This is a genomic window from Winogradskyella tangerina, assembly GCF_003260205.1.
In the GTDB taxonomy this organism is placed as follows: Bacteria; Bacteroidota; Bacteroidia; order Flavobacteriales; family Flavobacteriaceae; genus Winogradskyella; species Winogradskyella tangerina.
This window is the reverse complement of record NZ_QERF01000007.1, coordinates 228176-246251: the sequence shown is the minus strand read 5'-3', so window position 1 is coordinate 246251 and position 18076 is coordinate 228176. Positions and strand designations below refer to the sequence as shown.

The following is an 18076-nucleotide window of genomic DNA, read 5'->3' as shown; positions in this document are numbered from 1 at the left end:
TTATTTAATTGAAATGTCAGTTTTTTAGCCTGTTTTTTAAGAATTATTTTGAGTATTTAAAGACTACCATTCCAAGTGGCGGAATGTTAATTTCAACCGAATCATCTCTAAATTGCCAAGGTTCAGACTTTGTTGATTGTACTTTATTTTTATACTCACCAGATCCGAAATATTTCTTCAAGTCACTATTGAACACCTCTTTGAGTTTTCCTTTTCTAGGAACGCCCATCTTGTAGTTTTCTCGAGGTACTGGAGTCATATTACAAGCAATAATAAGATCGTTCTCCTTGTCGTGACCTTTTCGAATATAAACCAATACAGAATTCTCAGCATCGTTGTAGTCTATCCATTCAAAACCTTCTCCCGAGAATTGTTTTTCATATAAGGCCGGCTCTTTCTTATAAAATGTGTTCAAATCCTTGATTAAGGTTTGTACGCCTTTATGCGGACTGTATTGTAACAAGTGCCAGTCTAAACTTTCTTGGAAATTCCATTCTTCACTCTGACCAAATTCAGCACCTTGAAACAATAGGTTTGTCCCAGGATGTGTAAACATATACGAATACAGTAATCTCAAGTTTGCAAATCGTTGCCATTCATCACCAGGCATTCTTCCTAAAATAGAGCGCTTTCCATAAACGACTTCGTCATGACTTAAAGGCAACATGAAGTTTTCCGTAAAAGCATAGGTCATACTGAAGGTAAGATCATTTTGATGATGTCTTCTGTAAATAGGTTCTTTGGCGAAGTACTGCAAGGTATCGTGCATCCAACCCATCATCCATTTCATACCAAATCCTAGTCCACCGAGATACGTTGGCTTTGATACCATTGGGAATGACGTCGATTCTTCTGCAATCGTTTGAACATCTGGGAACGCACTATATACGGCCTCGTTCATTTCGCGCATAAAGGAAATGGCTTCTAAATTTTCGCGACCTCCAAACATATTTGGTTCCCATTCACCTTCTTCCCTACTGTAATCTAAAAACAACATAGAGGCCACGGCATCTACTCTTAGACCATCAGCATGGAATTGATCTAACCAAAATATCGCATTACTGATGAGGAAAGATTTAACCTCATTACGGCCGTAGTTAAAAATCAAACTTTTCCAATCTGGATGATAGCCTTTGCGGCGATCGGGATGTTCGTATAAGGAAGAACCGTCAAAGAAACCTAAACCATGAGCATCTTCAGGGAAATGTGATGGTACCCAATCTAAGATAATTCCGATATCGTTTTGATGTAACTTATCTACTAACAATTTGAATTCTTCAGGATAACCAAAGCGCGAAGTCGGCGCAAAATATCCTGTAAGTTGATAACCCCATGAAGGATCATAAGGATATTCCATAACTGGCATTAACTCCACATGAGTAAAATTCATTTCTTTAACATACGTCACCAATTCGTCCGCCAATTCTGTGTAAGATAAAAACCGGTTTTCTTCAACTTGTTTTTTCCAAGATCCCAAATGCACTTCGTACACCGAAAATGGCGCATCAATCGCATTGTGATCTTTACGATTTTTCATCCATTTGCTGTCTTTCCAGCTGTAATCGTCGTCCCAAACGATCGAAGCTGTTTGAGGCGGATGCTCACATCGTCTTGCATATGGATCTGCCTTTTCAGTTTTTATGTCGTTATGGTGACTGTGAATCTTATACTTGTACTTATTGCCTTTACCAACGCCAGGTATGAATCCTTCCCAAATACCGCTTTCATCCCATCGTACCATTAATTTATGGTCGCCTTCAAGCCAATAATTAAAATCGCCTACAACTGAAACAGACTTGGCACTAGGAGCCCAAACTGCAAAATAGGTGCCTTCAACACCATTTACAGTGGTAATATGAGAACCGAATTTTTCGTATAATCGGTAGTGCTTACCTGACTTGAACAGATCTATATCAAAATCTGTAAATAAACTGTGTGCAATAACTTCTGCCATAAATTAGTGGTTGATAATGTTTGAAATTCCTTTAAGTGGAATTACCGCCCATCTCGGACGAGAATTTAGCTCATAACCTAACTCGTAGACTGCTTTTTCTAGCATAGCATATTTCAATAAAAATATACGTTCTTGGTTATAGCCAATGTTTATGTTTGCATTCTGAATCTCAACAACATAAGTGCCTAAAAACACATTTTTGAGATATCGATATAAAATTTCTCCAGCCTCAAATAACTGATCCTGAGAATGATTGTAGCTGTTCAAATTATTGAAAATAGTTGCATAGATCGCATAATGAAAAGATCTGAATAATCCTGCCACGTCCTTTAATGGCGGCTGTTTCACTTTACGATCTCGAATGGTGCTTTCAGGTTCACCTTCAAAATCGAGGATATAAAAATCATCATCCTGAACTAAAACTTGTCCTAAATGATAGTCACCATGTACTCTTAGTCTTTCGCCCTTAAGTTTGGTCCAGTCGAAATTCACAAAGCGTTTTCGTATTTCATTCTTTTTTTCTAAGAATTCATTCGCTAATTCTAAGGCTAAACCTTCAAGCTTATGCAAATTATTTTCAACAGCATTTAATCGGTTTTGAAATTGATATAAAAGTCTATTTTTTAACCAAACCGTATAATCGCCATTAAAGCGTGCTGGCGTGAATGAGGTGTCTTCAAACTCAGAACCTAAAGCAATGTGCATTTCTGCTGTGCGCTGTGCTAAAGTCTGAATTTTTGTAAACACATTTAAGCCTACCCAATCAATAATCTGTGGCGGAATGTCTCTAATGGTCATGCGCTCAAAACGATTAGCAACAGGAAGGGATTTAATATCTATATTCTTTGTTTCAAGATTGGTAAAAACCTTGAAGAGTTCTTTCAGCATGTAATCCCAAGCATCACCTTGATTGGGCACTAATTCGTTCATTAATGCGATGGTGATATTAGTGTTTTCCTGATCTTTAATTTGAACACTTCCCAGATAGGCTGGTGTATTTTTAAAATCTTTCTTTTCAGACAAGAAACGACTCATTTCGTAGTCTGGATTGCGATCAGCATAGATACGTCTGAAGAACTTCAAAACATACTTCTCGTTATAAATAATCGAAGTATTACTTTGCTCCATACCCATAAATCGCGACGATTCATATTGGCAATCCTTAAATAGAATGCTCTTTTTGTATTGAACGCGTGTTCTATCTTTAGGGACTGCGGTTAGAATTCGTTCAAAAACAACTTTTCTAAAAGCTTCGAGGTTAATAGCATCAATGATGTAGCCTTCTTGATTCTGAATACTTATAGGAAGTATGCGATCATCTTTAGCAAAACTTTCATCCGAAACAAAAGCAATCGGCAAGAAGTAATGCTGATAGAAGGCCTCGTAAAAGTTGACCTCTAAAATAAGACCGTAGTAAACCTCCTCATTCTGTTGAATTCTGAAATATTCAGCCAGTTCTATATATTTGAGTTTACTCGATTTACCGCCATACCAGCGTTGCTTTACAATGTAATTCTCGAGAACATCAGACAGAAAAGTCTTTACAAAATCCTCATTTTCCATTAATTGCTCCCACTGCACATCAAAATTGTACGGTGTTTTCAGATTAACAGTGGTGGATTTCTTCTTGGTCATTTCTATTTATTTATCTTAAAGATATGAAATGGTAAGGTTGGGTGCAACTCTACAAAATTCCATTCGCTGTGCCAATTATAACTGCTTCCAGTAACTAAATCATTAACAGTAATTTGATGCCCAGCATGAATACCTAATTCGGCAAGTGGCAACTGCACGGTTCCTTGTTGTAAATAGTAATGGTCTAAACTTACAATGATCAATAACTCGTCGCTGCGGTCTTCATTCCATTTGTAGTACGCCATTAAATTGTCATTCTCGATATGACAGAATTTTATGTTATTCGTTTGTTGTAAAGCTTCGTGTTGATGACGAATTTGATTAACTCTCGAAATGATGGTTGTTAACTTATTCTGAACATTCCAATCGTAATGTTTTACTTCGAATTTTTCAGACATATAGTATTCTTCCTTCCCTGGAATTGCATCATCAATCATTTGTTCAAATACAGGGCCATAAATTCCTATGTTTGAACTTAATGTAGCAGCTAAAACATAGCGCTGGATGTATTTTGATTCGTTTGAAGCTTGAAGGTGATAAGGATTGATGTCTGGCGTATTTGGCCAAAAATTAGGACGCATATATTCACGCTGATCGGTCTGAGTTAACTCTGTCAGATATTCCATCAGTTCGTGTTTTGTATTCCGCCATGTGAAATACGTATAGGATTGTGTGTATCCTTGTTTTGCAAGTTGTTGCATTACCTTTGGTTTGGTAAAGGCCTCGGATAAAAACAACACATCTGGATGCTTTTTCTTTACTTCGGAAATAGCCCAATTCCAAAAATAGTAAGGTTTTGTATGCGGATTATCTACCCTGAAGATATTGATCCCGCACTCCTCTACCCAATACAATAAAATATCTAAACATTCTTGCCAAAGGTTTTTATAGTCCTTGCTTTCCCAATAGATCGGCAATATATCTTGATATTTTTTAGGTGGATTTTCTGCATATTGAACCGTACCATCTGGACGCCACTTAAACCAATCTGGGTGTTCTGTTACCCATGGATGATCTGGCGCAGCCTGTAAGGCATAGTCCATTGCCACCTCTATATTTAATTCTTTTGCTTTCTTAACTAAGGTTTTGAAGTCTTCAAGCGACCCTAATTGTGGATGAATATCCTTATGTCCTCCATGCTTTGAACCAATTCCCCATGTAGACCCTGAATCATCATCATTAGCCTCTGTGGTATTGTTTCGACCTTTTCTATTAACCTCACCTATGGGATGAACTGGCGGAAAGTATAAGGTATCGAATCCCATTTCTGCAATTCGCGGTAATAATCGCTCACAATCCTTGAATGTACCGTGTTGACCTTCAACTTCTGACGAAGACCTAGGGAAAAATTCATACCATGTGCTGAATAATGCTTTTTTTCGATCCACATAGATCTGAAGCTCTTTAGATTCGTTTGCTAAATGCTTTTCAGGATATTTAACGAATATTTCATGAAGTTCAGAGCTCACCGCTTCCTTAATCGCTTCATTATATTTAGATTCGTCTTCAAACGCATCAATACAGTAATTGAGGTAATTCTGTTCTTCCTTGGTTGCTTTTTTAATCAAGGGTTTCAAATACAAAATACCTTCAAGCAATTCTGATTTTACGTGTTGATTGTCGTCGATCTTTCGTTCTATACCGTGCTGCCAATTCAAACCATAATCTACCCAACCTTGCACTTTATAACTATAGAACCCTTGTTTTTCAACAACAAATGATGTTTTCCATTCGTCATTAACCACATGGTGCATTCTGGCTTCATTCCACTTTCTAGCCTTTTCATGTTTAAATAAAACCGAAGCAGCAATAACGTCATGTCCGTCAACGACAACATGCGCATCGACATTTACAACTTCGTTTACAATACGTTTTATGAAAAATTCACCGCAGTTTATTTGAGGTCTAACTGCGTCTATAACTACTCGCCTTTGGTTGTACATAGTCTTGGTTGAAAGTTTATTACGCCACGAAAGTACTATACAATCCTGACATATAAAAGCTATTAAAATCTGTAGAAGAACTACAACGTTTGAATTGGATAACTATTTTGAAAAAAGCTAAAAATGGTTATTGAATGATCGTTTTTGAAGGAATTATGGCGTCTTTCTTTACTACTACGATTCCATCTTTCACGAAGTAATTTTCGGTTTCAACATCTTCGAGATGGCTACCGCCGTTAATCCGCACATCGTCACCGATTCTGCAATTCTTATCTAATATTACATTTTTAATAAAGCAACGCTCACCAATACCCATATAAATTTTGATATTGTTTTTTTCTACTTCTTCAAGGGATTCGTAATGATCATTACCCATCATATAACAATTAATTACCGTGGACTCCGCACCAATTCTTGACCTAATTCCGATTACTGAACGTTCAATTTTTGCAGCATGGATTAAACATCCCTCAGAAATTACGGTTCTGTCTAATAAAGTTCCCGATATTTTTGAGGTAGGTAAAATTCTTGCATTCGTATAGATTCGCTGCGTATTATCGTAAAGGTTAAACTTTGGGATTTCGTCTGTGAGTCCCAAATTTGCCTCGAAGAAGGAGTCAATATTACCAATATCAGTCCAGTAGCCTTCAAATTGATAGCTCAGTGTTTTGTGATTTTTTATCGCATCTGGAATGATCTCTTTACCAAAATCAACCTTATCTGGTTCTTCCATAAGCTGAACAAGCAGATCACGGTTAAATATATAAATGCCCATTGAAGCAAGGTATAATCGCCCTTCATTTTTCATTTCTTCGCTCACGGGTGACGTCCATTCTGGCAATAATGATGCATCTGGTTTTTCAATAAATGATTGAATGATATTGTTATCGTCCGTCTTTAATATGCCAAATGAAGTAGCATCTTTGCCATTTACAGGCTGCGTAGCAATAGAGATTTCTGCTCCACTTTCTTCATGTGCCTCAACCATTTTATTGTAATCCATTTGATACAACTGATCTCCAGAAAGGATAAGCACATACTTGAAATCGTGCTGCAATAAATGGTGCATACTTTGACGCACTGCATCAGCTGTTCCCTGAAACCATTTGTCGCTATTAATAGTTTGCTCTGCGGCTAAAACATCAACAAAAGCTGTACTAAAAAAACTAAAATGATAAGTGTTTTTTATATGCCTATTCAGCGAAGCTGAATTGAACTGCGTTAAGACATACATTCTTTTAATGTCTGAATTGATACAGTTTGAAATTGGTATATCTACCAATCTGTACTTACCAGCTATAGGCACCGCTGGTTTTGAACGGTTTGCGGTGAGAGGATATAGTCTCGAGCCTTGACCACCTCCCAAAATGATGCTAATTACTTTTTGATTAATCATTGCTACTTTATTAACGATTTATATATGTCTACGGTTTGTTTGGCGATGGCTTTCCAATCGAAAAAATCTTCCACGCGCTTTCTTCCTTTAATAGCCATTTGATCTCTGAGTTCTTTATTCGCCGTAAGCTTATTGATTCCATAAGCTAAATCTCTGGAAAATTTATCGGGATTCACAGGTTCGAAAGGTGCAGAAGACTGTTGCTCTAAATTAATTAGAAGACCCGTCTCTCCTTCTACTACCACCTCCTTAATTCCTCCTACAGCACTAGCGACAACTGCAGTTTCACAAGCCATTGCTTCAATGTTTATTATACCAAAAGGCTCGTAGATTGAAGGGCAACAAAATACGTCGGCATGCGAATATAATTGAATGACGTCCTTCTTTTCAAGCATTTTGTCGATCCAAAAAATATTGTCTCTATTTTTTGAAGCTTCAGCAACGGCATCTTCCATTTCTTTGGCAATTTCTTTTGTGTCTGGTGCTCCAGCGCATAAAACGACCTGAGTGTCGGCATCAATATACTTGATTGCATTAACCAAATGAATAATTCCTTTTTGCCTTGTAATGCGTCCAACGAAAAGAACATACGGTTTTGATTTATCAATTCCATAATGATCCAACACATCCGTTTCATTTACAACCACATATTCCTTAAGGTCAATACCATTGTAAACCACCTGGATTTTTCCTTCATCGACATCGAAATGTTTTAAAACATCTTCTTTGGTTTCTTCGGAAACCGCAATAAGACAGTCTGCCATTTCAATAGCTGTTTTTTCTACCCAGGATGAAGCATCATAGCCTCTTCCTAACTGCTCACGCTTCCAAGGCCTTAAAGGTTCTAGGGAATGTGTTGTTAAAACTAAAGGCGTACCATAGCACAATTTAGCCATAATCCCAGCAAAATGAGAATACCAGGTATGACAGTGAACAATATCAGCGTCGATAGATTGGGCGTTCATATGTAAGCCTGTACTAAGCGTTTTAAAAACCGCTTTAAGTTTATCATCACTGATGTCAAATACCCCATCTTCGAACGGATACCCTTTCACGCTCAATGAGTTACTACTTTTGTCCTGATCTCCAAAAGCTCTTACTTCAACTTCAATAAGTTCGGCTAATTCCTTTGCCAAATATTCAACATGTACACCTGCGCCACCATAAACATATGGCGGGAATTCACGTGTTAGAAATAATGCTTTCATAATCTAATTTTTACGAAGAAAATAGCCTCAATAAATGAAACTGTAAATTAACGAATTAAAGTGATTTTTCAAGCTATAATATCAAATTACTTAACAAAAACATAAAGTTTGACCATGCTGTAATTCTCTTATAATGTTAACGACCAAGAAAGCGATCAATTTTTTGTAATTTTACCATATGAAAAAGAATTTATTATTAGTATTTGCAGCTGTGCTTTTAAGTTGTAATGGCATTGCTCAGAAAGATGACACTGAGAAGAAGGAAAGCTTTCCAATTACCAAAACAGAAGCCGAGTGGAAAGAACTGCTAACTGACGATCAATATTATGTATTGCGAAAGGCAGGTACCGAACGACCATTTTCAAGTCCATTAAATAAGAATTACGACAAGGGCGTTTATCATTGCGCTGCATGTGACACACCATTATTTAAAAGTGAACACAAGTTCGACTCAGGGACAGGATGGCCAAGTTTTGACCAAGAAATTGAAGGGAATGTAGCTTTCTCAACAGACTATAAAATTGGCTATGCACGCACCGAAGAGCACTGTGCTACGTGCGGTGGTCACTTAGGTCATGTATTCAATGATGGTCCAAGAGCTACTACTGGTAAGCGACACTGCATTAACGGCGTGGCATTAAAGTTTGTGCCAGACGCCACCGAAAAAGATGAATAGTTACCTAGAAAGTGTATTAAAACAATTTGAATATTACAAAAGCCTTGGTGATAAAACCATGGCCCAGCTGACCTTTGACGAACTCAAAAAAGAGTTTGCAGATGATTCAAACTCTATAGCAATCATTGTAAAGCACATGGTTGGTAATATGTTAAGTCGCTGGACAAACTTTTTAACCGAAGATGGTGAAAAAGAATGGCGCCACAGAGATGGTGAATTCATAGACACTTATAATACTAAGGAGGATATCCTTACCTCATGGAATACTGGTTGGGCTTGTTTATTTAATGCACTAAAACCACTTTCAGAAAAAGATCTAGAGCGCATAATTTACATCAGAAATCAAGGGCATACGGTCATTGAAGCCATCAATAGGCAAATGATGCATTACGCATATCATACTGGGCAAATTGTGTTTTTAGGCAAACTCATTAAGGGTAGCGCGTGGTCGTCTTTATCTATTCCGAAGGGAAAATCTAAAGACTATAATTCTGAAAAGTTTTCAAAAGATAAGGGCAAGAGACATTTTACGGATGACCTTTAGATTAAAGTTTCAAGCTATCAGATGCTAATTCTCTGCTCCTCTTACACTTATATTTCGTGTTGAAGCCTTCAAAAATCTATTCGGAATTTGTTACTTTTGTACTCTCAAATTTTCAACTAAAAAATTACTCATGAGTAAATACGATATTATAGTTTTAGGAAGTGGTCCTGGTGGCTATGTTACAGCTATTAGAGCATCTCAATTAGGATTTAAAACCGCCATTATAGAAAAAGAAAGTCTTGGTGGCGTATGTTTGAACTGGGGCTGTATCCCAACAAAAGCGCTTTTGAAATCTGCACAGGTGTTCGAATATTTGAAACATGCTGAAGATTATGGTTTAAAAGTGAAGGATGCTGAACACGATTTTGATGCTGTTGTAAAACGTAGTAGAGGCGTTGCTGATGGCATGAGTAATGGTGTAAAGTTCTTAATGAAAAAGAACAAAATTGATGTTATTGAAGGATTTGGTAAGGTAAAGCCCGGAAAGAAAGTTGACGTTGATGGTACCGAATATAGCGCTGATCATATCATAATTGCTACAGGAGCACGCTCTCGTGAATTACCTAGTTTGCCACAAGATGGTAAAAAGGTGATTGGATACAGACAAGCAATGACTCTAGATAAACAACCAAAGAAAATGATCGTGGTTGGCTCTGGTGCAATTGGCGTAGAGTTCGCTTACTTCTACAACTCAATGGGGACAGAAGTTACCATCGTTGAGTACATGCCAAAGATCGTTCCTGTTGAGGATGACGAGGTTTCTAAGCAATTAGAGCGTAGCTTCAAAAAATCTGGAATTAAAATAATGACTTCTGCCGAGGTTACTTCTGTAGATACATCTGGTAAAGGTGTTAAAGCAACCGTAAAAACTAAGAAAGGTGAAGAAGTATTAGAAGCTGATATATTATTATCTGCTGTGGGTATTAAATCTAATATCGAAAATATTGGTTTAGAAGATGTTGGAATAGCAGTAGACAGAGATAAGATCTTAGTGAATGACTATTACCAAACCAATATTCCTGGTTATTATGCCATTGGAGATGTTACGCCGGGGCAAGCTCTTGCTCACGTGGCATCAGCTGAAGGTATATTGTGTGTTGAAAAAATAGCCGGACATCATGTGGAAGCGTTAGACTATGGTAACATCCCTGGATGTACCTATTGTTCACCTGAGGTTGCTAGCGTAGGTTTAACTGAAGCTCAAGCTAAAGAACAAGGCTTCGATATTAAAGTTGGTAAATTCCCATTCTCTGCTTCTGGTAAGGCGAGTGCTGGTGGAAATAAAGAAGGTTTTGTCAAAGTTATCTTCGATGCTAAATACGGCGAGTGGTTAGGATGCCATATGATCGGTGCAGGAGTTACGGATATGATCGCAGAAGCCGTTTTAGGCAGAAAACTTGAAACTACTGGTCTCGAGGTTTTAAAAGCAGTACATCCTCACCCAACCATGAGTGAAGCTGTTATGGAAGCCGTTGCCGATGCTTATGACGAAGTGATTCATTTATAGAATTATTTAAAAAATATAGAAAAGCGATTCAATTGAGTTTGAATCGCTTTTTTTTATTAGAACTTATATCCTATTCCAAAATTAAAGGCATGTCGTTTTTCATAAATCGGATTTACTCCAAACCCTTGAAAAACCGGAAATTGATTGGTTAATCCATGCGTATATCTGGCATCAATAAACCAATGTGAATTGATATTGTACTGTGCTCCAATAAGAAATGACATCCCCCAACGTTTATTCCGAGATTCTTCATTTAGGTTTTGTTGTTCAAAAGAAAAATCTAACTGAGGACCAGCAAAGAGTTCAAACTTTTTTGAGATTTTATATTTTAATAAAACAGGAAGCTGTAAGGTTGAAGATCCTGAGTAGTTATAGTTTGCTTCGATCTGCAAGGCCCATTTTTTAGTCAACTCTGATTCTAAAAATATACCTCCATAATACCCACTACCGGTTGGGTTTTGGCCTGAAGTATTCAAGAAATAAGTGTTATACCCTGCTCTAATTCCGAAGTCGAATTTTGATTCTTCCGTCTTTGTTCCTTCTTGCGCACCGATACTACTTAAAGTTAGTGCAAGCATTACTACTGATAAAATGGTTTTCATGATTGATTGTTGTTAGAATTAATGAAACAAACCTACTACGGCAGAATGTTAATTAATCACAATCAAATCACAATCAATTCGAAAGCTTAGGTTAATAGAATGTAAAAACTCTTAATTTTTTAGGATAAACCAATTAAATGCGATAACCTAATCCTAGAAATAAGACATTGGGAGAGAGCTCTTCGAAACCAATAGTATATTTCATATGCATGCTCACCTTAGACGTAAAATCATAGTCTAAACTTAGGTCGGCGCGTACCTTGAATTTGTTTGAAAAAAAGTCGAAGAAATAATTCAAACTTGGTCCAACTAAAATATGAACTGAATTGTATATGTCGTATTTTAAATAAATAGGAGCATTAATAAATCTAAAATCTCCAATACCCTTATAGAGTACTTCAGGCTGAATATGAAACCCATTATCTATTGGGAAATCAACAAAAACACCACCATAATAGCCTATTTCAGTATCTGGATTGGTTCCGAAGTCTCCTTCGTTCACTTTAAAAAACGTAAAGTTTAGTCCCCCTTTAACACCAAATTCAGTTTGAGCAATGATAAAATTGCTTAAAAAACAAAAGATTAAAACACTTAGAATACTTTTCATACTTAATAAAGGAAACTTTCAACGGCCAGATCATAACTTTTGAGTCCAAACCCTAGAATCACTCCTTTTGCATTTGGAGATAAGTAAGAATGGTGTCTAAATTCTTCTCTGGCATATGTATTAGAAATATGTACTTCAACTACTGGTGTGTCTATTGCTTTTATGGCATCACCAATTCCTACCGAAGTATGCGTATAGGCAGCAGCATTTAAAATAATTCCATCGTAAATAAATCCGACTTCTTGTATTTTATCAATTAATTCGCCTTCAATATTAGATTGGTAGTAATCTATAGTAACATTATGAAACTTTGATTTTAGCACTTCAAGGTATTCTTCAAAGGTTTGAGTTCCGTAAACTTCAGGTTCGCGCTTACCAAGCAGATTTAAATTTGGGCCGTTAATTATGATCAGTTGCTTCATAGAGTAAAGATATTAAATTAAGCCCATAAAAAAAGGAAGCTGAATGCTTCCTTTTTCTTATTTAATTTAATTCAGAATTAATCAATTCCGAATTCTATACCTGCGCTTATGATATCCCAAGAGCCTCCATCTACGCTCACACCTCTGTAGGCTGCAACGATATCAATAGCTTCTGAAACGCTATACTGAACGCGTGGTGAATAATAGAATCCTCCATCATTATTATCACCAATTCCGATAGCATAACCCAAGTCTGCACCTAATGTAAAATCAGGAGCAACCTCAAAACGACCAGAAGCCGCTATAGGAATAAATTGCACATCGTCAATATCAAAACCATTAATCTCATCACCAAAAGAATGAGAGTAGCCAGTAGCTACACCAGCATCAAATTCATCAGATATTTCGAATAAATACCCTAAATCTACGGCAATAGCAAACGTTGCTAAATCACCGGCGTCTCCAATTGGTAAACCACCACTAATACCAGCTCTAAACTGACCTTGGGCGTTTACTGAGGCAAAAGCGAATACTGCAAATACAGCTAAAAATAATTTTTTCATATAATGAAATTTTGGTTAATAGTTGCAAATCTAGGTCATAATTGAAACACCAATCATGACAATTATCAGTAAAAGATAATAAAAAAACCGAAGTTTAAGACTTCGGTTTTAATTTAATGTTCGTTTTAAAATTTAAAATCGATACCCTAAACCAACTTGAAAGAAGTTAAATCTGGTCTTTACATCAAATCCTTCAAACCCAACTAGATCGCCATCCAATCTGTCAGAAATTCCGAAGGTATAACGTGTATCGATAAAGATGTCTTCCGAAATGTCATAAGATGCTCCAATAGACAATCCTATACCTAATCTATTAAGACCTTCAGCATCTTCTTCATTTAATAAGTAGTCTAATTGTGGACCTGCATAGATCCCCAATTCATTATTGGCGTTAAACTTCATTAATAATGGCAAAAATAAGATACTACTACTCTCTCCATCTTGACTGTAGTTAGCGAAAAGTAATTCAGGTTGAAAATCGAATTTATCAGAGACCTCAATTTCACTGGTTAAGCCAACGTAAAAACCAGAAACATTATCTGAACCTGATGCACCATCCACCTTTACTTTAGCAATAAATGATGTATAACCAGCCTTAATTGCTAAGTTACTTTGTTTAGAATCGTTATCGTCTTGCGCATAACTGTTAAGTGTAAAACATGCTATAAGAATAGCAACAAATAGTGTTTTTTTCATTTTTAAGTTTTGAGATTAATTGAATATCAAATGTAGGAATATGATGACCTATTTCAAGAATTAAAATGTTAATTTTTGAAGGCATTTATCGAAATTTTTGACAAAAAAAAGAGGCGAAAATCGCCTCTTTAATATTGTATATGATTATTGGTTACAGTCCGAACTCTACACCTAAAGAAATAGAATCCCAAGAACCACCATCAAGGCTAACTCCGCGGTAAGCTAATACTATATCAATTGATTCAGAAACGCTGTACTGTGCACGTGGTGAGTAATAGAATCCACCATCGTTTCCATCAGGAGCAATTCCGATACCGTATCCTAAGTCAGCACCTAAAGTGAAATCCTCAGAAACACCGAAACGTCCAGCTGCACCAATTGGTAAGAAAGTAGCGTCATCGATTTCAAAACCAGCGACTTCATCACCAAAATAGTGACCTATTCCGACAGTTGGGCCAGCATGAAAACTTTCAGATACTTCAAATAAGTAATTAGCTTCAACTACAATTCCTAAAGTTGATAAATCACCAGCGTCACCGATTGGTAAAGCACCACTAATACCAGCTTTAAATTGACCTTGAGCACTTACTGAAGCAAAAGCTAAAACTGCGAATGCAGCAAAAAATAATTTTCTCATAATTTTTTAAGTTTTAAAATTGATTAGTACAAACTAAAGCCTTTTTTTTGAAATAATAAAGTTTCTTAGTGCAGTTATTAACAATTTTGTAAACATAAATTTTTAAATTATTGATAATCAAATATTTAAAAATTACGTTATTAACATTATTTTTAGAAAATTCGATGAAATACGTAGTCATTTTATTACATTTGAGCGTTTATGAGTGTTTTTCTACATGAATTGGTCCAATGCTTTAAATGATTATCAGCACTATCTCAAAATTGAGCGTGGTCTTTCCCATAATTCTATTGAGAATTACAGCTACGACATTAAAAAATTGATTAATTATCTTGAAGAGAATAGTTTAGGCTACTCCCCTTTAGACATTACTCATGAACACATTAAACAGTTCATCTATACCATATCTAAATCAATTAAACCAAGGTCTCAAGGTCGTATAATTTCAGGATTAAGGAATTTCTTTGATTACCTAGTGTTTGAGAATTACCGTAACACAAATCCAATGGATTTGATTGAGTCTCCAAAGATTGGTAGAAAATTACCCGACACCCTTTCTGTGGCTGATATAGATCTTTTAATTCAAACTATCGATCTCAGTTATGAATATAATGGGGTTAATCTTGGGGAGCGTAATAGAGCCATAATTGAAACCTTGTATAGCTGTGGATTGCGTGTAAGCGAACTAATAGATCTGAAAATTTCAGACTTATTTTTTGAAGAGGGATTTATAAAGGTTACTGGTAAAGGCAATAAACAGCGTTTTGTGCCAATTGGTGATACCACACAACGCTATATCAATATCTGGATAGACATTAGAAATCATATTGATATCGAAACTAGTTCTAAAGATATTTTGTTTCTTAATTACAAAGGAAAACAACTTACTAGAGCTATGATTTTCACGATCATTAAAAAACTAGTTGAAAAATCAGGATTGAAAAAAAGCGTATCTCCCCACACCTTCAGACATTCATTCGCAACTCACCTATTAGAAAATGGCGCCGACCTGAGAGCCATTCAAATGATGCTAGGACACGAAAGTATTACCACTACAGAAGTTTATATGCATGTAGATCGTTCGTACCTAAGCGATGTTCTCAATAAATTCCATCCAAGGAAATAGCTCAGTCTTTAATAAGTAATCAGTATCCAGTGTTCAGTAATCAGTAAACACTATATACTTTTTACTAGACATTTTACACTGAATACTGAATACTGTACACTATTTCGCAATATTTACAGCGCGTGTTTCTCTAATTACTGTAACTTTCACCTGACCAGGATAGGTCATATCGGTTTGAATTTTCTGAGAGATCTCGAAAGATAGACTCGCTGCTTTATCGTCCGAAACCTTTTCACTTTCAACGATCACTCGTAATTCTCTACCCGCTTGTATGGCATAGGCCTTTTTCACACCGTTGAATCCGAAGGCAACATCTTCAAGATCTTTTAGACGCTGAATATAAGAATCTAATACCTGACGTCTTGCACCTGGTCTTGCACCAGAAATCGCATCACAAACTTGAATGATCGGTGATAAAAGCGTAGTCATTTCAATCTCATCATGGTGTGCTCCGATGGCATTGCAAACTTCTGGTTTTTCACCATGTTTTTCAGCCCATTGCATACCAAGAATTGCGTGAGGAGTTTCTACATCCGATTCCGAAGATGGTACTTTTCCAATATCGTGTAATAAACCAGCGCGCTTTGCCAATTTCGGATTTAACCCGAGTTCTGCTGCCATAACGCCGCAAAGTTTGGCCACTTCACGAGAGTGCTGTAATAGGTTTTGTCCGTACGATGAGCGGTATTTCATTCTACCAACCATCTTAATTAACTCTGGGTGTAACCCATGAATACCAAGATCTATTACTGTGCGTTTTCCAACTTCAATAATCTCCTGCTCTATTTGTTTGGTTGTTTTTCTAACCACTTCTTCAATACGTGCAGGATGAATTCTACCATCAGTAACCAAACGGTGTAACGATAAGCGTGCTATTTCACGTCTAACAGAATCGAAACAAGATAAGATGATTGCTTCAGGTGTATCATCTACAATAATTTCAACGCCAGTTGCAGATTCGATGGCTCTAATATTTCGACCTTCACGACCAATGATTCTACCTTTAACATCATCAGATTCAATATTAAAAACAGAAACACAATTATCTATAGCCTCCTCTGTTCCTATTCTTTGGATGGTATTTATGATGATCTTTTTAGCTTCTTGCTGCGCTGTTAATTTTGCCTCTTCTAATCGGTCTTGAACAAAAGCCATGGCATCTGTTTTAGCCTCCTCTTTAAGAGATTCTACCAATTGTTCTTTAGCCTCTTCGGCTGATAATTGCGAGATGACCTCTAACTGCTGAATCTGACTTTTATGTGCTTTTTCTACTTCAACTTTTTTCTTCTCAAGGAATTCTAGTCTGAAGTTGTAGTCCTTAATTTTATCGTCGAGTGACTGATTAGATTTCTTCGCTTTCGCTAATTCGTTAGAAACTTGAGATTCTTTATCTCTGATTCGCTTTTCGGCTTCAGCCATTTTCTTATCGCGAGATAAAATGACCTTTTCGTGCTCGGCTTTAAGTTCAATAAATTTTTCCTTCGCTTGAAGTATTTTATCTTTTTTTAGTGATTCTGCGTCTACTTTAGCCTGCTTTAGTATTGATTTAGATTCACTTTCGGCGTTTGCTATGAGTTTCGATGCTTTACCTTTTTCGAGGGCCTTAGCGATAACATAGCCTAGTATTAATCCAAATACCACTGCGCCAACAATATATAAAATTGTGTTAGTGTCCATTTTAGTTATTAGATAGTTAGTATATAAAAAAAGCCTACATCAGTTTTGATTCTGTATAAACTCCTTAAAAACAAGTTTAGGGCTAACAAACTGATCAAGGATCCATTCTGAGATGGCTTGCTTTTACAATTTCAACTCACCCTTTTTAAAGAATTAACGTTGAGTTTATCAAAAAATATAACTAATGTAGGCAGTAACCTTTGTTTATTTTAAAGAACGTACGAGTTAAATATGTTTTCCTAAAAGATCATTCAGCGCTTCTAACTTCTGCTGAACTTCTTCATTAACATATTCTTTATCTATTGACTTTTGCTCTACTTGAGCCGCAAATTGTAAGGCACACATGGCCAAAACATCTTGCTTATCTCTTACAGAGTAATTCTGCTCAAATTGTCCTATCATGGCCTCGATTTTCTTGGTGGCCTTCCGTAAACCTTCTTCTTGCTTGGGATTAATCGTCAATGGATATACCCTATTGGCAATTGAAAGCTTGATTTTTAATTGATCGGACATTTAGTCTAATTTACAACTTTATTCTGAGAGTTGACCAATACAATGGTCTATTTCTCTAATAAGTGCATTTATTTTGAGCTTCGTTTCTCGTTTATTTTCGTCACTACCAAGCATTGAATTCGCAATTTTGAGCGTTTGGTATTTGTCAGCCCAAGAAGCAATCTCTTCTTGCTGCTCTAAAATTTTTTGTTGTTGTTGCTCCAATTGTTCAGAGAGCTTAGCGTTAGTTTGCTTTAAGACCTCCTGCTTATGTAAAACCTTACTGATCTTATTTTCAAGAGCATCAACAATATCTTCAATTTTACTCATTAAAGTAATTCAATACTAATGAAACAAAGTTAACATACCATTCGAAAAAATACAATTCTTT

At 36.4% G+C, this 18076-nt stretch carries 18 protein-coding genes and 1 other RNA gene; 4 read left to right on the top strand and 15 right to left on the bottom strand.

What is annotated here, in order from left to right; translation table 11 throughout:
- Positions 1-43 precede the first annotated feature (43 nt).
- The 5 genes from glgB to glgA form a co-directional block, all read right to left on the bottom strand.
- Entirely contained in the window at positions 44-1954 is a 1911-nt protein-coding gene (gene glgB / locus DDY94_RS11535) for a 1,4-alpha-glucan branching protein GlgB (RefSeq protein ID WP_111684266.1), read from the bottom strand.
- Positions 1955-1957: 3 nt separating this feature from the next.
- Positions 1958-3589 (bottom strand): trehalose synthase, encoded by a 1632-nt coding sequence (locus DDY94_RS11530; protein ID WP_111684265.1) that lies wholly within the window; start codon positions 3587-3589, stop codon positions 1958-1960.
- Positions 3590-3591: 2 nt separating this feature from the next.
- Complete coding sequence (locus DDY94_RS11525) at positions 3592-5532, bottom strand: alpha-1,4-glucan--maltose-1-phosphate maltosyltransferase (protein ID WP_111684264.1); 1941 nt, start codon at positions 5530-5532, stop codon at positions 3592-3594.
- Between the two features lie 127 nt (positions 5533-5659).
- Positions 5660-6928 (bottom strand): glucose-1-phosphate adenylyltransferase, encoded by a 1269-nt coding sequence (locus DDY94_RS11520; RefSeq protein WP_111684263.1) that lies wholly within the window; start codon positions 6926-6928, stop codon positions 5660-5662.
- 2 nt (positions 6929-6930) lie between these two features.
- Positions 6931-8136, bottom strand: coding sequence for a glycogen synthase (gene glgA / locus DDY94_RS11515; RefSeq protein WP_111684262.1), 1206 nt, complete (start codon positions 8134-8136; stop codon positions 6931-6933).
- Between the two features lie 178 nt (positions 8137-8314).
- Between glgA and msrB the strand changes: the two genes are divergently transcribed.
- The 3 genes from msrB to lpdA all read left to right on the top strand — a co-directional run bounded on the left by msrB (position 8315) and on the right by lpdA (position 10863).
- Entirely contained in the window at positions 8315-8812 is a 498-nt protein-coding gene (msrB, locus tag DDY94_RS11510) for a peptide-methionine (R)-S-oxide reductase MsrB (protein ID WP_111684261.1), read from the top strand.
- Positions 8805-9356, top strand: a complete 552-nt coding sequence (locus DDY94_RS11505; protein ID WP_111684260.1) for a DUF1572 family protein — start codon at positions 8805-8807, stop codon at positions 9354-9356. The genes msrB and DDY94_RS11505 overlap by 8 nt, the downstream gene beginning before the upstream one ends.
- 130 nt (positions 9357-9486) lie before the next feature.
- Positions 9487-10863, top strand: coding sequence for a dihydrolipoyl dehydrogenase (gene lpdA / locus DDY94_RS11500; protein WP_111684259.1), 1377 nt, complete (start codon positions 9487-9489; stop codon positions 10861-10863).
- Positions 10864-10919: 56 nt separating this feature from the next.
- Here the strand turns inward: lpdA and DDY94_RS11495 are convergent, their stop codons facing one another.
- The 6 genes from DDY94_RS11495 to DDY94_RS11470 form a co-directional block, all read right to left on the bottom strand.
- On the bottom strand, positions 10920-11465 hold the full coding sequence (locus tag DDY94_RS11495) for a porin family protein (protein WP_111684258.1): 546 nt from the start codon (positions 11463-11465) through the stop codon (positions 10920-10922).
- A 133-nt stretch (positions 11466-11598) separates the two neighbouring features.
- Positions 11599-12072, bottom strand: a complete 474-nt coding sequence (locus DDY94_RS11490) for an outer membrane beta-barrel protein (protein WP_111684257.1) — start codon at positions 12070-12072, stop codon at positions 11599-11601.
- A gap of 2 nt (positions 12073-12074) precedes the next feature.
- Complete coding sequence (gene aroQ / locus DDY94_RS11485; protein ID WP_111684256.1) at positions 12075-12494, bottom strand: type II 3-dehydroquinate dehydratase; 420 nt, start codon at positions 12492-12494, stop codon at positions 12075-12077.
- Between the two features lie 77 nt (positions 12495-12571).
- Positions 12572-13057: an outer membrane beta-barrel protein gene (locus DDY94_RS11480; RefSeq protein WP_111684255.1), complete on the bottom strand. Its 486-nt coding sequence runs from the start codon at positions 13055-13057 to the stop codon at positions 12572-12574.
- Between the two features lie 132 nt (positions 13058-13189).
- Entirely contained in the window at positions 13190-13753 is a 564-nt protein-coding gene (locus DDY94_RS11475) for a porin family protein (protein WP_111684254.1), read from the bottom strand.
- A 151-nt stretch (positions 13754-13904) separates the two neighbouring features.
- Positions 13905-14390, bottom strand: coding sequence for an outer membrane beta-barrel protein (locus DDY94_RS11470; protein ID WP_111684253.1), 486 nt, complete (start codon positions 14388-14390; stop codon positions 13905-13907).
- A gap of 217 nt (positions 14391-14607) precedes the next feature.
- Between DDY94_RS11470 and xerA the strand changes: the two genes are divergently transcribed.
- Entirely contained in the window at positions 14608-15516 is a 909-nt protein-coding gene (gene xerA, locus DDY94_RS11465) for a site-specific tyrosine recombinase/integron integrase (RefSeq protein WP_111684252.1), read from the top strand.
- Positions 15517-15615: 99 nt separating this feature from the next.
- On the opposite strand, the gene rny is transcribed toward xerA, so the two are convergent.
- From rny to DDY94_RS11445, 4 genes are all read right to left on the bottom strand, one after another.
- Positions 15616-17193, bottom strand: coding sequence for a ribonuclease Y (gene rny, locus DDY94_RS11460; protein ID WP_111684251.1), 1578 nt, complete (start codon positions 17191-17193; stop codon positions 15616-15618).
- A gap of 57 nt (positions 17194-17250) precedes the next feature.
- Positions 17251-17358, bottom strand: a non-coding RNA gene (gene ssrS / locus DDY94_RS11455) — 6S RNA.
- Between the two features lie 60 nt (positions 17359-17418).
- Positions 17419-17706, bottom strand: a complete 288-nt coding sequence (locus tag DDY94_RS11450; protein ID WP_111684250.1) for a cell division protein ZapA — start codon at positions 17704-17706, stop codon at positions 17419-17421.
- An 18-nt stretch (positions 17707-17724) separates the two neighbouring features.
- On the bottom strand, positions 17725-18015 hold the full coding sequence (locus DDY94_RS11445) for a hypothetical protein (protein ID WP_111684249.1): 291 nt from the start codon (positions 18013-18015) through the stop codon (positions 17725-17727).
- Between the last annotated feature and the right edge of the window lie 61 nt (positions 18016-18076).

Bases quoted from the DNA above. Each gene is read 5' to 3' on its own strand.
- glgB (WP_111684266.1), bottom strand. From the start codon at position 1,954: ATGGCAGAAGTTATTGCACACAGTTTATTTACAGATTTTGATATAGAT.
- DDY94_RS11530 (WP_111684265.1), bottom strand. From the start codon at position 3,589: ATGACCAAGAAGAAATCCACCACTGTTAATCTGAAAACACCGTACAAT.
- DDY94_RS11525 (WP_111684264.1), bottom strand. From the start codon at position 5,532: ATGTACAACCAAAGGCGAGTAGTTATAGACGCAGTTAGACCTCAAATA.
- DDY94_RS11520 (WP_111684263.1), bottom strand. From the start codon at position 6,928: ATGATTAATCAAAAAGTAATTAGCATCATTTTGGGAGGTGGTCAAGGC.
- glgA (WP_111684262.1), bottom strand. From the start codon at position 8,136: ATGAAAGCATTATTTCTAACACGTGAATTCCCGCCATATGTTTATGGT.
- msrB (WP_111684261.1), top strand. From the start codon at position 8,315: ATGAAAAAGAATTTATTATTAGTATTTGCAGCTGTGCTTTTAAGTTGT.
- DDY94_RS11505 (WP_111684260.1), top strand. From the start codon at position 8,805: ATGAATAGTTACCTAGAAAGTGTATTAAAACAATTTGAATATTACAAA.
- lpdA (WP_111684259.1), top strand. From the start codon at position 9,487: ATGAGTAAATACGATATTATAGTTTTAGGAAGTGGTCCTGGTGGCTAT.
- DDY94_RS11495 (WP_111684258.1), bottom strand. From the start codon at position 11,465: ATGAAAACCATTTTATCAGTAGTAATGCTTGCACTAACTTTAAGTAGT.
- DDY94_RS11490 (WP_111684257.1), bottom strand. From the start codon at position 12,072: ATGAAAAGTATTCTAAGTGTTTTAATCTTTTGTTTTTTAAGCAATTTT.
- aroQ (WP_111684256.1), bottom strand. From the start codon at position 12,494: ATGAAGCAACTGATCATAATTAACGGCCCAAATTTAAATCTGCTTGGT.
- DDY94_RS11480 (WP_111684255.1), bottom strand. From the start codon at position 13,057: ATGAAAAAATTATTTTTAGCTGTATTTGCAGTATTCGCTTTTGCCTCA.
- DDY94_RS11475 (WP_111684254.1), bottom strand. From the start codon at position 13,753: ATGAAAAAAACACTATTTGTTGCTATTCTTATAGCATGTTTTACACTT.
- DDY94_RS11470 (WP_111684253.1), bottom strand. From the start codon at position 14,390: ATGAGAAAATTATTTTTTGCTGCATTCGCAGTTTTAGCTTTTGCTTCA.
- xerA (WP_111684252.1), top strand. From the start codon at position 14,608: ATGAATTGGTCCAATGCTTTAAATGATTATCAGCACTATCTCAAAATT.
- rny (WP_111684251.1), bottom strand. From the start codon at position 17,193: ATGGACACTAACACAATTTTATATATTGTTGGCGCAGTGGTATTTGGA.
- DDY94_RS11450 (WP_111684250.1), bottom strand. From the start codon at position 17,706: ATGTCCGATCAATTAAAAATCAAGCTTTCAATTGCCAATAGGGTATAT.
- DDY94_RS11445 (WP_111684249.1), bottom strand. From the start codon at position 18,015: ATGAGTAAAATTGAAGATATTGTTGATGCTCTTGAAAATAAGATCAGT.